This window comes from Marinobacter alexandrii (assembly GCF_005871205.1).
In the GTDB taxonomy this organism is placed as follows: domain Bacteria; phylum Pseudomonadota; class Gammaproteobacteria; order Pseudomonadales; family Oleiphilaceae; genus Marinobacter; species Marinobacter alexandrii.
The window spans coordinates 72,031-87,134 of the sequence record NZ_SWKM01000014.1; the positions used below are offsets into that span (position 1 = coordinate 72,031).

General features: G+C 57.1%; 12 protein-coding genes and 1 tRNA gene. 6 read left to right on the forward strand and 7 right to left on the reverse strand.

Going from position 1 to position 15,104, the window contains the following annotated elements; genetic code table 11:
* Positions 1-106: 106 nt before the first annotated feature.
* Positions 107-2,164 (forward strand): excinuclease ABC subunit UvrB, encoded by a 2,058-nt coding sequence (uvrB, locus tag FCS96_RS14290; RefSeq protein ID WP_138441066.1) that lies wholly within the window; start codon positions 107-109, stop codon positions 2,162-2,164.
* An 8-nt stretch (positions 2,165-2,172) separates the two neighbouring features.
* Here the strand turns inward: uvrB and FCS96_RS14295 are convergent, their stop codons facing one another.
* Positions 2,173-3,291 (reverse strand): GNAT family N-acetyltransferase/peptidase C39 family protein, encoded by a 1,119-nt coding sequence (locus tag FCS96_RS14295; RefSeq protein ID WP_138441421.1) that lies wholly within the window; start codon positions 3,289-3,291, stop codon positions 2,173-2,175.
* A gap of 201 nt (positions 3,292-3,492) precedes the next feature.
* On the opposite strand from FCS96_RS14295, the gene FCS96_RS14300 reads away from it, so the two are divergent.
* Complete coding sequence (locus tag FCS96_RS14300) at positions 3,493-4,992, forward strand: RimK family protein (protein WP_138441067.1); 1,500 nt, start codon at positions 3,493-3,495, stop codon at positions 4,990-4,992.
* An 18-nt stretch (positions 4,993-5,010) separates the two neighbouring features.
* Here the strand turns inward: FCS96_RS14300 and FCS96_RS14305 are convergent, their stop codons facing one another.
* Positions 5,011-6,171, reverse strand: a complete 1,161-nt coding sequence (locus FCS96_RS14305; protein ID WP_138441068.1) for a cation diffusion facilitator family transporter — start codon at positions 6,169-6,171, stop codon at positions 5,011-5,013.
* A gap of 404 nt (positions 6,172-6,575) precedes the next feature.
* On the opposite strand from FCS96_RS14305, the gene FCS96_RS14310 reads away from it, so the two are divergent.
* A complete protein-coding gene (locus FCS96_RS14310; RefSeq protein ID WP_138441069.1) occupies positions 6,576-7,655 on the forward strand; it encodes a quinone-dependent dihydroorotate dehydrogenase in 1,080 nt (359 codons plus the stop codon).
* 147 nt (positions 7,656-7,802) lie between these two features.
* Here the strand turns inward: FCS96_RS14310 and rmf are convergent, their stop codons facing one another.
* A complete protein-coding gene (rmf, locus tag FCS96_RS14315; protein WP_138441070.1) occupies positions 7,803-8,015 on the reverse strand; it encodes a ribosome modulation factor in 213 nt (70 codons plus the stop codon).
* 315 nt (positions 8,016-8,330) lie between these two features.
* Between rmf and rlmKL the strand changes: the two genes are divergently transcribed.
* Positions 8,331-10,505, forward strand: coding sequence for a bifunctional 23S rRNA (guanine(2069)-N(7))-methyltransferase RlmK/23S rRNA (guanine(2445)-N(2))-methyltransferase RlmL (gene rlmKL / locus FCS96_RS14320; RefSeq protein ID WP_138441071.1), 2,175 nt, complete (start codon positions 8,331-8,333; stop codon positions 10,503-10,505).
* Between the two features lie 3 nt (positions 10,506-10,508).
* Here rlmKL and FCS96_RS14325 read toward each other — a convergent pair whose 3' ends face one another.
* Together FCS96_RS14325 and FCS96_RS14330 are read right to left on the reverse strand one after the other, a co-directional pair.
* Complete coding sequence (locus FCS96_RS14325; protein ID WP_138441072.1) at positions 10,509-11,129, reverse strand: outer membrane beta-barrel protein; 621 nt, start codon at positions 11,127-11,129, stop codon at positions 10,509-10,511.
* Between the two features lie 118 nt (positions 11,130-11,247).
* Entirely contained in the window at positions 11,248-11,733 is a 486-nt protein-coding gene (locus tag FCS96_RS14330) for a hypothetical protein (RefSeq protein ID WP_138441073.1), read from the reverse strand.
* Between the two features lie 122 nt (positions 11,734-11,855).
* Between FCS96_RS14330 and FCS96_RS14335 the strand changes: the two genes are divergently transcribed.
* Positions 11,856-13,145 (forward strand): M18 family aminopeptidase, encoded by a 1,290-nt coding sequence (locus tag FCS96_RS14335; RefSeq protein ID WP_138441074.1) that lies wholly within the window; start codon positions 11,856-11,858, stop codon positions 13,143-13,145.
* A 56-nt stretch (positions 13,146-13,201) separates the two neighbouring features.
* Here FCS96_RS14335 and FCS96_RS14340 read toward each other — a convergent pair.
* Positions 13,202-13,277, reverse strand: a tRNA-Asn gene (locus tag FCS96_RS14340).
* Between the two features lie 123 nt (positions 13,278-13,400).
* Here FCS96_RS14340 and FCS96_RS14345 point away from each other — a divergent pair.
* Complete coding sequence (locus tag FCS96_RS14345) at positions 13,401-14,408, forward strand: YheT family hydrolase (protein ID WP_138441075.1); 1,008 nt, start codon at positions 13,401-13,403, stop codon at positions 14,406-14,408.
* A gap of 14 nt (positions 14,409-14,422) precedes the next feature.
* On the opposite strand, the gene FCS96_RS14350 is transcribed toward FCS96_RS14345, so the two are convergent.
* Positions 14,423-15,055, reverse strand: coding sequence for an arylesterase (locus FCS96_RS14350; RefSeq protein WP_138441076.1), 633 nt, complete (start codon positions 15,053-15,055; stop codon positions 14,423-14,425).
* Between the last annotated feature and the right edge of the window lie 49 nt (positions 15,056-15,104).

Genomic DNA, 15,104 nt, shown 5'->3' on the forward strand with positions numbered 1-15,104 from the left:
CGTCGATTGCTCCGATGGTATCATGAAGCCGGCATAACGCTAAATTTCTGGACTGTGGGGCCTGTTCGTGGCCATGTCCGTCAAAACCGGAGGTTGTCTGCCTATTATGGCCAAGAACGAGCCTAGTACCGCAAGCGAAGGGATTTTCAAGGTCGACTCACCCTTCGAGCCCGCCGGTGACCAGCCGAAGGCCATTGAGGGCCTGGTGGATGGCATTGAATCCGGGCTGGCTCACCAAACCCTTTTGGGCGTGACTGGCTCCGGCAAAACCTTCACCGTTGCCAAGGTGATCGAGGAGATCCAACGGCCCACAATCATCATGGCTCACAACAAGACGCTGGCCGCGCAGTTGTACGGGGAGTTCCGTGAATTTTTCCCGGACAATTCGGTGGAGTATTTTGTTTCCTATTACGACTACTACCAACCGGAAGCCTACGTACCGTCGTCTGATACGTTCATCGAGAAAGATGCTTCGATCAACGAGCACATCGAGCAGATGCGACTGTCGGCCACCAAGGCATTGCTGGAACGGCCCGACGCGATCATCGTGGCCACTGTATCGTCTATCTACGGTCTGGGTGACCCGCAGTCCTACCTGAAAATGATGCTGCACCTGGATCGGGGCGATCAGATCGACCAACGTTTTATCCTGCGCCGTCTGGCCGAGCTTCAATACACCCGGAATGACATCGAATTTCATCGCGCCAATTATCGGGTTCGCGGTGACGTCATCGATGTGTTCCCGGCTGAATCCGAGAAGGAAGCCATCCGCATCGAGCTGTTCGATGACGAAGTGGAAAACCTCAGCTATTTCGATCCGCTCACTGGCGAGGTGCTGCGCCGCGTACCCCGGGTAACGATTTACCCGAAGTCCCATTACGTCACCCCGCGCCAGAAGGTGCTGGATGCGGTGGAACACATTCGTGTTGAGCTTGATGAGCGTTTGCAGCAGTTGCGCAACAACAACCGGCTGGTGGAAGCCCAGCGGTTGGAGGAACGCACCCGCTACGACATCGAGATGATGATGGAGCTGGGCTACTGCAACGGCATCGAGAACTACTCACGTTACCTGTCGGGCCGTCGTCCCGGCGAGGCGCCACCGACACTGTTCGACTATATCCCCGCCAATGCCCTGCTGGTGGTGGACGAGTCCCACGTGACCGTTCCCCAAATCGGCGCCATGTACAAAGGTGACCGATCCCGTAAGGAAACTCTGGTGGAATACGGTTTCCGGTTGCCGTCGGCACTGGACAACCGGCCCATGAAATTTGACGAATGGGAGCGCATAGCGCCCCAGATGATTTTCGTGTCGGCGACTCCGTCCACCTACGAAGCAGAACACGCCGGCCAGATTGTTGAGCAGGTGGTAAGGCCCACCGGCTTGCTGGATCCGGAGATCGAAGTCCGACCGGCATCAACCCAGGTGGATGATCTGCTGTCCGAGATTCACGCCCGAGTAGCGATCAAGGAGCGCGTGCTGGTGACCACGCTCACGAAGCGTATGGCCGAAGACCTCACGGACTTCTTGATGGAGCACGACGTCAAAGTGCGTTATCTCCATTCCGACATCGATACCGTGGAGCGTGTGGAGATTATCCGTGATCTGCGCCGAGGTGAGTTCGACGTGCTGGTCGGGATCAACCTCCTGCGGGAGGGCCTGGATATGCCCGAGGTGTCGCTGGTGGCCATACTGGATGCTGATAAGGAAGGCTTCCTGCGCTCCGAGCGGTCGCTGATCCAGACCATCGGCCGTGCCGCGCGAAATGTGAACGGCAGGGCGATCCTCTATGGCGACCGGATTACCGGCTCGATGCAGAAAGCGATTGATGAGACGGCTCGCCGGCGTGCAAAACAGGCCGAACACAACGAAGAGCACGGCATTACGCCGCAGGGTCTGAACAAGAAGATTGCCGACATCATGGAGGGTGCCGGGGGCGGCGGTCGTGGTCGTCGTAAGGCCGAACGTCCGGGCCAAAAGGCGGCGGAAGAAGCCGAGAAGTACCGGGCCAAAACCGGCAACAAGTCCCCTGAAGAGGTGCTTAAAGAAGTGTCTCGCCTTGAGGACGACATGTACAAAGCGGCCTCGAATCTGGATTTCGAGACCGCAGCGCGGCTCCGGGATGAGATCTCGGAGCTTAAAGAGGCTGCCTTGCGGACTGGCTGATCAGCTGATCAGCGCTCTCGTTTCGGGCCGACAATGACCGCGGCTTGAAGCGGCTGCAGGCTGCCGTAGCGGGACATCTTGTCGAATATCCGACGGTCGATGGGCAGGTATTGCTTGTCGGCCACGGTTTCACTGGCCTCGACGTCAATTTCCGGATCGTGCAGGTAGACGAACTGATCGTCGATGGCACACACGGTTACCCAGTGCGGCACCCGGCTGCGGTTCAGTTGCCAGGTGCTGATCAGAATAACCGGGATGCGACCCTGGTGAAGTGCCCGCTCCATTCCGTCAAGTGTTAGCGGGTCGTGACGCAGTTCTATCTCGGTTTGACCGATGTCGTGCAGAAAGCCCTCGTGCACCAACTCCAGTACCCGCTTCTTGTCTTCGTTCCGCACTGTGTCCTTGAACAGGGCGCCCTCCTTACTGATCCATGCACTGGCATGAAAACCTCGGTTCCAAGCCGACAGAGCCAGTCCGTGGGGACCACAGCCTCCATGGCCCGCGAGCATGAATATGGTGGTGGCTTCACGCCAGAGCTTAAGCTCCTCAAGGGTGCTGACGGCCTGGCCCTCGTCAAGCGCGGCCATGGCCATGATCAGGGCTGCCGGACCACAGGAAAAATCCGTGGTCTGAGGATAGTAGGGCACTTCCGGGAAGTTCCCGGAGGGTTCGTAAAACAGAATGCGTCGTTCAAAGCGCAGTGCGTTGCCATGATCCTCATAATAGTCACGGTATGTGCCAAACTGGCGGTAGCCCAGGCGCTCGTAGAGACCGATGGCGGAATGATTGTCCTCACGAACTTCCAGGCGCATCACGATACGGCCCGCCTCGACCGCTTCCTGTTCCGCCGCCCGAATCAGTTTTTCTCCGGCGCCGCGGCCCCGGACTGAGGGGGAAACAGCAATGGAATAGATGCGGGCCAATCGGGTGGCAGCGTTCATCAGCACCAGGGCATAGCCCACGAGCTCGCCGTTAAGGGTCGCAACCATCAAACGGTCTCTGGGCACCTCGAGAAAGCGGCGAAAACTGCGACGGGAAATCCTGTCTTCATCGAAGCACAGGTTTTCAAGACGGACGAGCGCATCCAGGTCGTCAGTCGTGGCCTGTCGGAGCAGGAGGTCGGTCATGGCGATGGAGCCTTGGCGAGTAACGGGTCGGGGCATGCAGGGCGCTTCCCTTACCTGGGTATTATGAGAGGAAGTGTGCTACTGGAACATAGCTCAAGTATGCGTAAAAGCACGCATTATTCGAAGATTGTGCGGGTACCCGTCCAGGCGTATTGTTGCGAAAATTGATCAGGGCTCAACCTTCAGGGAGGATTGCCCCCGATGTCTCGATTATTGATTGTGGTGGACCGCGCGAAAGATTGGTCTCCGTATTACCCCAGTGAAGACGTACTGACGTTTGACCAGTACCTGCAATTTACGACACCGGCCAATGGCCGAGTGCGGGTGATCAACCTTTGCCAGAGCGCCAAATACCTCAGTCGCGGCTATTACTGCTCCCTGTTGGCGGAAGCCCGTGGTCACCATGTGGTGCCTTCGGTGATGACTCTGAACGACCTGAGCCGCAAGGGCCTGTTTTCACTTGAGCTGGAAGAGCTGGATAGTAGCGTCCTGGAATGGCTGGAAGCCTCGGGCTCGGCCATCGATCCGTCCAAGGATGAACGTCATGCCACTCACGAAGTGCGTATCCGGACCTACTTCGGTCAGGTCGAGCATCCGGAACTGAAGCCGGTGGCAAGGGCGCTGTTCGAGCGTTTCCCCTGTCCGATTCTCGAGGTAGTGTTCAAGCGGCGCAAAGGTTGGCAGATTGAATCCATGAAGCCGGCGGCTCCGGCCGATCTGGAGGAGCGCGAGCAGGACGTGTTCGCCGCCGCCCTTGACCGTTTCAGCAGCATGATTTGGCGCAAGCCGCGGGCTCGCCGCCGTTACCGCTTTGATCTGGCCGTGCTGGTTAATCCGGATGAGGAAATGCCTCCCAGCGACAAGGTAGCCCTGACACGATTTGAGAAAGCTGGCCGCAAGCTTGGCATCAATGTTGAGCAGATAACCCGGCGCGATTACATGCGTCTGCCGGAATACGATGGCCTTTTTATCCGGGAAACCACCGCCATTGACCATCACACCTACCGTTTTGCCCGTAAGGCCGAGGCCGAGGGTATGGTGGTGATTGACGATCCGGTGTCCATCCTGCGTTGCACCAACAAGGTCTTTCTGGCTGACCTGTTGAAGAACAACAAGGTGCCAACGCCCAGGACCCTGATCCTGTCGAAAGATCAGAAGCAGGCGGTGGAGCAGGTGATGGATGAGCTGGGCTTCCCGGTGGTCATCAAGATACCGGACGGTGCTTTTTCCCGTGGTGTGACCAAGGCGGAAGACGAGGCGTCACTGCGAGCCGGCCTGAAGGAGTTGTTCAAGCAGTCGGCTCTGGTGCTGGCCCAGGAATACCTGTACACCGATTACGACTGGCGTATCGGTGTGCTCGGTGGCCGTGCGATCTATGCGTGCAAGTACATGATGGTCAAAGGCCATTGGCAGATCTATCAGCACGGCGAATCGACCAGTGAAAGTGGTGACTTTGAAACCATGCCGACCTATGAGGTACCACGTAACGTGATCCAGGCAGCCCTGAGCGCAACCAAGCTTATTGGTAATGGGCTTTATGGTGTCGATATCAAGCAGTCGGGCAATCGGGTGGCTGTCATCGAGGTCAATGATAACCCCAGCATTGATGCTGGAGTTGAAGATCGGTTCCTCGGTGGTGAACTCTACACATTGATCATGCAGGAGTTTCTGTCGCGTATGGAGGCGAACCGCCGTCGTTAGTCCGCTGGGTTGTCCAGATCAAGGTCCGTTGACCCAAACCCGAACACTGCCAAGCCAACTGCAGTCGGCCAGTTCTCCTCGAATTCGTTCGGCGCTGAGTACGTCGCTGCTGGCAGAGGGGTCGAAGAACAGTTCCAGGTGCACCTTATTCTTTAAGTAGTGCAATCGGAGTCTGGTGTTGGACGGTAATTCCCCGATACGGTCTACCAGCACGCTGAGAATTTCCTCGCGGTGGGGCAGACGTTCGGATGTTGGCGAATGGTCTTCATCATTCTCGGCATCGATGTGGAAATTGATGTCGAGTATGTTGTCGAGTGCGTGCCGCATGCCGCTGACCACGTGCATGCCTATCTGGTGTCCCTCGGAGACGCTTATGTCGGGCCGGACCACCAAGTGTATGTCCAGCAATATGTCATGGCCCATACGCCGGCTCCTCAATTCGTGCACGTTGCGCACGCCATCGGTCTGGCGGGCAATGTCCTTGAGCATTTCGGTATCGGAAGGCGACAGGCCGGTATCCACCAGCTCTTTCACGCTGTCCCAGGAAAATTTCCAGCCAATGTGAATTATGATGCCAGCAATAACGACCGCTGCCAGCACGTCCAGCCAGAGAAAACCTGCCATCGCCCCTGTGGTTGAAAGCAATACGACAACAGACGAAAGAGCATCCGACCGACTGTGCCAGGCGTTGGCGAGGATAAGGTCGGAGCGAATGGCCAGACCAACGCGGCGGGTGTAGTGGTAGATCCACTCCTTGCTGGCGACCGATATAGCCGCTGCCAACAGAACCGGCCATCCGGGAACGATGTCGGCTTTACCCTCGATCAGGCGTAAGGTATTTTCCCACGCCAGCGCTGCACCCACTGCAATTAAGATGCTGCCCAAAACCAGGGTGCCGAAGGTTTCGATTCGTTGATGACCGTAAGGGTGATCCTGGTCGGGTTCCTTTCTGGATACCCTCATCACTCCGAGCACTACCAGATCGGAGGCAACATCGGTAAATGAGTGTATGCCGTCAACAAGCAGGGCCTGGGAATGAAAAAGAGTGCCTGCGATGACTTTAATGAGACCGAGTACCACATCCAGAATCATGCCGATGATGGTGACCCGGGATGCCGCCTTTTTTTCACCGGCCAGGTTTTGGCGGTGTTGTTGAGCGGGTGAGGCCGGCTCGTTCATGAAGGACTCCGGAATCGGGGGGAGTGCTTAATTATAACGTTATTCCCCGTCAAGGGCTGAATCGCTTTTTCAGGCCCATTTTGACTTTTTTATGCACAGTGTTGCGAAACTGTGACCAGCTAACATTTTGTCCATGTTTACTCAACACCTTATCAAAATATTTATAAATAACTGAAATTAAAGACAAATTTAACTGGTTAAAAAATGATCAATCTGTAGGCGGGCGCAGTTATCAAGGGATGGCACCCGTTGCCCCGGGATTTTCAACAGGTTTATCCACAGATTCCGTGGAAAAGATTTCAAGAGCGGCTCCCAGCCGCTATTTACCTCATTTTTTTCACGTGCGGCGATGCTGTGGACAACTTCCGGTATACTCCGCTCACCGAAATGCAAGGAGTTTTCAGATGTACGGCTTAATTCGTAACCTGCTTTTCCGGCTGCCGCCCGAGCAGGCTCACAACCTGGCACTGAATGGCCTCGATGCGATCAATCGGATTGGCTTGCTGAGTAAATTTTCACCGAAAATAGATTCGTTTCCAGTGAATGTTATGGGTCTGGATTTTCCCAACCCCGTGGGACTGGCCGCCGGTCTGGATAAGAACGCCGATCATCTGGATGCCTTGGGTGCCTTGGGCTTCGGTTTTATTGAAGTCGGTACCGTTACCCCGCTGGCACAGCCGGGCAACCCCAAGCCGCGAATGTTCAGATTGCCGGAGCACCAGGCGATCATTAATCGCATGGGCTTCAATAACGAGGGGCTTGAGCACCTGTTGGATCGGGTGGACAAGCGGCGCTACCAGGGCGTTCTCGGTATCAATGTGGGTAAGAACAAGGACACGCCGAACGAAGAATCGGAATCCGACTACCGCAAAGGCATCCGTGCGGTCTACACGCGCGCGGACTACATTACCGTCAACGTTTCATCGCCCAACACGCCAGGCCTGCGGGACCTCCAGTTTGGTGATTCGCTGAAGCAATTGCTGGCGTCGATCAAGGACGAGCAGTTGCAATGTCAGAGCGAGTTGGGCCGTTATGTGCCCATCGCGGTAAAGATTGCACCGGATATGGATGATAATGGCATCCGCTTCGTGGCATCCGCCATGAAAGAAACCGGGTTGGATGGGGTGATTGCCACAAACACCACGATCAGTCGCGACGCTGTCGCCAATCATCCGCGCGCGGGCGAGGCGGGCGGACTCAGTGGTGCGCCTGTCCGCCAAGCGTCGCTGAGAGTGATTGAGGGCCTCTACGCCGAATTGGGTGAGTCGCTGCCGATCATTGGGGTTGGCGGCATTACCGATGGCGAAAGCGCGGCAGAGAAAATCCGCGCGGGTGCCAAGTTGGTGCAGATCTATACCGGGTTTATCTACCGTGGCCCCGATTTGATTCGGGAGGCGGTGGAAGCCATTCGTCACTTGGAGCAGGGTGGTGAGTTAGCGACAGCGCCCTGGGTTAGAAACAGGCAAAAAAATGGGCCCGCTTAGCGGGCCCGTGCGGGGAATGAACCCCGTGGCGCTTCTTCGCATGGTACGGGGCGGGTGGCCCCGTTTGGGTTACTCTTCAGTTCTTAAGAGTATTGCATCAAATTGTGTACAAAAGACCAGATCAAGATCCGGGGTTGTATTTAATTGTCACGCCGACGTGACGTTTGAAAGTTTGTGGATGCCGGAAACTCCGGTCATGCCCTCCCAGTTATCGGTGCGGCCTTCCCGCCACCCGTTTAACCATTCCTGACGCACTTCCAGTTGTTCGGAGGGACAACTGTCTTTGGGTTTACCTGATACGCCGGCTAGATAACCCCGCTTGAATGCACGAGCGAAAACGTCTCTTTTCTGTCTTTTCATGCCGTTCCTCACTGATGGATTAACAGAACAAGCGTGTACACATCTGCAGTGGCGATGACATGGGGACCATTCCGGGATAACCCACTATTGTCAGCTCAAGCCAGAGCAGTCAGGATCCTGTTAACGGAGGCTTATGTTTGCCTCCGGAACGACGCGTCACCTACAAGGTAGTTCGAACGTCGAGCGGATGTACACTAATAATTTCATCTATATGACGCTTTTTTTATAGTTGTATGAAATAACGGAGAGTAGCTGGCTGCGTAAAGCCTGCTATTCCGGAAACTTACCCGAACCCGAGTGAACCAGGAGTTGAACTTGTCCAAATCCGTCTTTTTCGTGAGCTGCCCAAAAGGAGTTGAATACCTTTTGGCAGACGAACTCAGTACTTTCGGCCTGGATCCGGTGCGTAACGCACCGGCTGGTGTCTGGGCGGAGGGTAGTCTGGAGGGCGGTTACCGAGCCTGTCTGTGGTCGCGTCTGGCCAACCGGGTCATCCTCCATCTCGACGAGGTTGATGCCACCAGCGGTGACCAGCTGTATGACGGCGTGGTGCACATGGATTGGCAGCAGCACATTCCTGTTAACGGTAGTTTCCGGGTAACGTTCCTCGGGCAGAACGACGCCATCCGCAACACCCAGTACGGGGCTCAGCGCGTCAAGGACGGCATTGTTGACCGGTTCCGCGCCAGTGGTGGTCAGCGGCCCTCGGTGGCAGCCAAGATGCCCGATGTCACGGTGTCGGCCCGATTGAATCGGGGCCGGTTGTCACTGGGCATCGATCTGAGTGGTCACAGCCTGCACATGCGCGGCTACCGCACCGAAAAAGGCGCGGCACCTCTCAAGGAAAATCTGGCTGCTGCATTGTTGATGCGTGCCGGATGGCCTGAGCTGGCGCGAGAAGGTGGCGATTTTGTCGATCCCATGTGTGGTTCCGGCACTCTGGTTATCGAAGCCGCCATGATGGCGCTGGATCTGGCGCCGGGGCGCAAGCAGGAACACTTCGGGTTTGAGAAATGGCTTGGGCACCAGCCCGACCTCTGGCTGGAGTTGCGGCAGGAGGCCGAGCGCCGGGCCCATGAAGGCAAGCAGCGAAAGCTGCCGAGAATGGCTGGCTTTGATCAGGACAGTCGGGTGCTTTCGACCGCGCGGAATAATATCGAACGGGCTGGGCTACAGGGCCTGGTGCAGGTGGGCAGTAGCGCGATTGCCGATCTGGCGCTGGAAGGTGACTGGGCATCTGCAGGTTTGGTGCTGGTCAACCCGCCCTACGGCGAACGGCTGAGCGAGCGACGTGAACTGGGCACCCTGTATCGGGCGCTGGGCGATACCGTTAAACGCCTGCTGCCGGGTTGGCGCCTGGGCGTGTTTACCGGTGCACCGGAGTACGGTAAATCCATTGGTCTGCGCAGTTACAAGCAGTACCGGCTGTTCAATGGCAAGCTGCCGGCTCAGTTGCTGCTGTTCACCGTAGACGAAGCCAGCGCAATGACGCCCCATGAGCCGGATGTGCCCGGCGAGATCACGCCCAAGATCGCCAATGAGGAACGGGCGGCTATGCTCAGCAACCGGCTGAAGAAAAACCGCAAGAGTATTGGTCAATGGGCCCGCAAGCAGGGCATCGGCTGCTATCGCCTCTACGACGCCGACATGCCCGAGTTTGCCCTGGCCATCGATGTTTACGAGGGCAGGGTGCATGTTCAGGAATACGCTGCTCCAAAGACCGTGGACGAGCGTTCCGCACGGGAACGCCTGGCAGAGGCGCTGGCGGTTATACCCGAGGCTCTGGGTATCGAGCGCGAGGACATGGTGTGCAAACAGCGCCAGCGCCAGTCAGGCACTAACCAATATGAAAAGCAGGCGGCCAGTGGCGAGTTTTTTCAGGTGCACGAGCACGGCTGTGTGCTGAAAGTAAACCTCAAGGACTACCTGGACACCGGCCTGTTCCTGGATCACCGCCCGGTCCGGCACTGGATTCAGCAGCACGCTAAGGGGCAGCGCTTCCTGAACCTGTTCTGCTACACCGGAGCGGCTACCGTGCACGCTGTGGCCGGGGGCGCCAGTCGCTCGCTGAGCCTGGATATGTCGAAAACCTATGTGAACTGGGCTCAGGATAATCTGGCGCTGAATGGGGCAGATTCCAAGAAGCATGTCGTAGAGCAGGCTGACTGCCTGGCGTGGCTGGCAGCGAAGCCGACAGCGGATCAGCGATACGATCTGATTTTCATGGACCCGCCGACCTTCTCTAACTCAGCGAGAATGGCCGGGGTGCTGGATATCCAGAAAGATCATGGCCGGCTGGTGCGCCAGGCCATGGCTCGCCTGAATTCCGAAGGCTTGCTGATTTTTTCCAATAACTTCCGTCGCTTCAAGCTGGATGAAGATCTGGCCGCGGAATTTGATATCGAAGAAGTCAGCGCCAGCACGCTGGACAAGGACTTTCAGCGCAATGCCCGGATTCATCGGTGCTGGCATATTCGTCACCAGAGCTGAGCCTTAGAACTCGTACCTTAACCCGCCGGAGAACTGGAACGTATTTACTTCCGTTTCAGTATCTTCGAACAGCCGGCCGCCTTCGAAGGCGAGGTAGGTGTTGTCGAGAAGTTCGATGTCCAGGCCGACCAGCCAGCTGACACTGAAACTGCTGCCAGGAAAGTCTCCCTCGAAGAGTTGAAATTGGCGGTTCTGAGCGGCCTCGGGCCGCTTCAGTTCAGACTTGCCGCTGATGTGGGAAAAACCGAATTGGCCGTAGACGTTGGCGTAGTCTGTGATCGGGTGATGCATGCCGATGTACCAGCTGGCGAAATAGTCGATGGCCAGGGTCAGGTTGCTGTTTGGCACGTCAGCATCGGTGATGCCGCCACCGGCGCGGACTTCGGCGTGGAACAGATCGGTGATATGGCCGCCCACGATCAGCGTGGCGCCGTTGCCCCAGGCCGCCTCATTGGTGACGGTACCGACCGAGCGATGATTAAAGGCAGTGGCCAGTAATCCCACATAATGCATGTCTTCCCGGGCCTTGTCAGAGGCCATTCCCTGGGCAAAAACAGACGAAGTGGTCATCACTGTTGCTGGAATCAGCGCGGCAAGCAGGGATGTTCGCGCAACCTTGTTCATTATTATCGGGCTTCCTGACGTCAGCGGATACGGGCCTGATCTTGCCCTGTGTAACCGTTTGTTACGTCGACCCGTGTCACACTTCCCTGTGTCGGTTCCCGGTGAGGGCCAGTAGGCATCAGTCGGCGTCGAACATGCCTTCTTCGCGGGCCAACAGAAGCAGCGCGTACACACCGTTTTCCGGCAGCTGTGGCTCCAGGCCCTCATCGATCATCAACTGCCGACGGCGATCCTCAAGGGTGTCGCTATCCAGGCTGGTGATCAGCTCGGTGATGGGGGCAATTTCGAACGGGGCGTCTTGCCCGATGGCGCTGAAAAGCTTGTCGATCAGGATCTCATCCGGGTCCAGGCCGTCCACGTAGACTGTTTGATCCGGCAGGTCTTCGTGCAGTTCGCGTGCTATCTCCAGCGGCGGTACGCCCTGTTCTTCCAGGTAGCGTAGGTCGAAGTCACCCAGGTCACCGTCGTCCGGCAGCCAGGCGTCTTCAGGGCTGATGACCACGGTTTTCATTCGGCCGTCGGCCAGGGACCAGGCCATGGCAACGGGAAACAGGGCATCGTCGGTCTGGCAGTATTCAATATCAAGAAATCTGGGTGCTTGCACGCTGAGCTCCGCTTGCGACGGGTGAGTGTGATTAGGGCATAAGGAATGTCCGTGCAGCCAGTATGAGCCATCAAGGCTTCATGCCATACTGTTGTGGCAATTATCATTCAATCAGGGACATCATGGAACACGCTGAATTTAACAAAGATTTGCTGACGTTTCTGGATTCATCGCCAACCCCCTGGCATGCCGTGTCGACGATGAAAGACCGACTGGACTCCGCCGGGTTCGTTGAGCTTGACGAGAAGGACGACTGGTCGCTGGCATTGGGCCAGGGCTACTACGTCATTCGAAATGGCTCTTCCATTGTCGCCTTTCGGACCGGTCAGCGGGATGTAACCGCCTCCGGGATTCGCATGGTGGGCGCGCACACTGACAGCCCCTGTCTGAAGGTGAAGCCGAATCCGGAAGTTCGCCGCAAAGGTTTCTTTCAGCTGGGTGTCGAAGTATACGGCGGTGTGCTACTGAACCCCTGGTTCGACCGCGATCTATCCCTGGCCGGACGAGTTACCGTCCTTGATGAAGCGGGCGAGGTTCGAGACAGCCTGATCAATTTCCGCAAGCCGGTGGCGTTCATTCCCAGCTTGGCGATCCACCTGGATCGGGAAGCTAACAGCAACCGCACCGTAAACCCTCAGACTGATCTGCCGCCGGTGTTGATGCAGGTACCAGAAAGTGACACCACCAGCTTTGCCGATTTGCTGCGCCAGCAGATCGCGACCGAGTCCGGGCTGAAGGTGCGCAAGGTGCTGGGTTACGAGCTGAGTTTCTACGACGCCCGTGAAGCCTCGTTTGTCGGCCTGCGTGATGAATTCATCGCCTCCGCCCGGCTCGATAACCTGCTCAGTTGCTACATCGGCCTGCAGTCGCTGCTGACCGCTTCCGGAGACGAAGCCGCGCTGCTGGTCTGCAATGACCATGAGGAAGTAGGCAGTATGTCCGCTGAGGGCGCCCAGGGGCCGTTCCTGTCATCGGTTCTGGATCGCTGGTGTGGTGCCGGCAGGGCCCGTGCTATTGCCCGCTCAATGATGATCTCCGCGGATAATGCTCACGGTATTCACCCCAACTACATGGACCGGCACGATGAAAACCATGGCCCACTGCTGAACCAAGGGCCGGTGATCAAGATCAATCACAACCAGCGTTATGCGACCAACAGCCGGTCAGCGGCCGTTTATCGTCACATCAGCGATGAACTGGGCTTGCCGCATCAGTCGTTTGTGGTGCGCAGTGATATGGGGTGTGGCAGCACGATTGGACCCATTACGGCAGGTAATCTGGGTGTCACCACGCTGGATATTGGTGTGCCGCAATTCGGTATGCATTCGATTCGGGAGCTCATCGGCACCGAGGATGGCTATACTCTGTTTAGGGTGTTGACCGAATTTATGCAGCGCGAACAGGTTTTGTGAGGCTTGAAACGAAAAATGCCGCTGCTTCGTATGAAGTAGCGGCATTCCGGAAAAAGTGGCTCCCCGAGCTGGGCTCGAACCAGCGACAAACGGATTAACAGTCCGTTGCTCTACCAACTGAGCTATCGGGGAACAGCATCAGAGTGGCGCGCATATTAAGTGCTTTGGTGGGCCGGGTCAACCCCCTGAATTAAAAGGTTAAAAATTGTACGAAAGCCAGTGTTCAGTAGTGCGCAGTGACAGGGAGGTGTCGTTATGACTGCTTTCGAATCCGCCCCTCAACCTTTGCCCGCGAATGTAAAGCCGGACCGCCTGCAGTATCACCCACCACCCTGGTTACGTAACGGCCACATTCAGTCGGTCTGGCCGACGCTGTTTCGCAAGGTCGATATGATCGCGCCTCAGGCCGAAATCCTGCCTACTGACGATGACGATGAGCTTCACCTGGATTGGTATCGCCAGGGCAGTGATCGCCTGGCCATAGTCTCCCACGGTCTGGAAGGACACAGCCGGCGGCCCTACGTGCTGGGCATGACGCGAGCCCTCTTGAGTGCGGGCTGGGATGTGCTGGCCTGGAATTATCGATCGTGCGGCGGTGTAATGAACCGGCAGCCCCGGTTTTACCACAGTGGGGCAACGGCTGATCTCGAGCGTGTTATCTATCACGGCTTGAGCAAAACCTACGATACGCTGTTTCTGTCTGGCTTCAGCATGGGTGGCAACCTGACTTTGCTGTACCTGGGCGAGCGGGGTGAGCGAATTGATAGCCGGATTTGCGGTGCCGTCACTTACTCAGTGCCGTGCGACCTGGCCGGCAGTGCCGAGGTGCTCTCCCGGCCAACGCGGCGCATCTACATGCAGCGCTTCTTGAAGGATCTTCATTGGAAGATGCGCGAAAAAGCGCAAAGGTTCCCGGATTTGATCGACGTGTCTGGGTTCGAGTCTATTCGCAATTTCCATCAGTTTGACGATCGCTATACCGCGCCCCTGCACGGTTTCCGTAGTGCCGTGGACTATTGGGCGCAGGCGTCGGCCTTAGGACGGCTTCGGGATATTCGGGTGCCGGCGTTGATGGTCAATGCCGCTGACGACCCGTTCCTGTCCAGCAGTTGTTTCCCGGAATCACGAAATCTTCTCGGTGCCCACGTGCACGTGGAGGCACCGCGTTGGGGCGGGCATGTAGGCTTTGTTGAGCACGCCCGCGACGGCTATTACTGGTCGGAGCGCCGCGCCATCGCGTTCCTGCGCAATATTTGTTCGTAGCGGATCCTGGGAGGTTAGTTCAGGGCCGGTTTGAGCACTGGCCACACGTTCTCCAGAAGCTTTGGCTGCGCCTCGGCACTTGGGTGAATGCCATCGTCCTGCATCATGCCCTCCTGGTCGTACACACCCTGCAAAAAGAAGGGAACCAGTGCGGTGTTGTAGCGGTCCGACAGTTTCGGAAAGATATCAGCGAACATCTGGGTGTAGCGTTGGCCGTAGTTCGGCGGGATCTGCATACCGACCAGGATGGCCCGGGCGCCTGCATCCTGCACCTGAGTGATCATCTGGGCCAGGTTGGACTCAATGACGTTCGGCGGAAACCCGCGCAGGCCGTCGTTGCCGCCAAGCTCAATAACCACAATATCCGGGCTATTATCGGCCAGCAGGCCGGGTAGGCGCCGCGCGCCGCCGTCGGTGGTTTCACCACTGATGCTGGCATTGACGACGTTCCACTGGCTCAGGCCGTTATTGTTCAGGCGCTCCTGCAGCAGGTGGGCCCAGGCACGGTCCGAGGGAACACCGTAAGCCGCACTAAGGCTGTCGCCAACGATCAGAAGTGTGTTTTGATTGGCCAGTGCCACTGGCGCCATCATCCACGTCAGCGTAATGAAAAGGATTGATCTGACCCACAGCCGTGCCGTATGCATAAACAATTCGAGTACCCTAAATCCGTTGACTTGAACCCAGAAGCGGGAG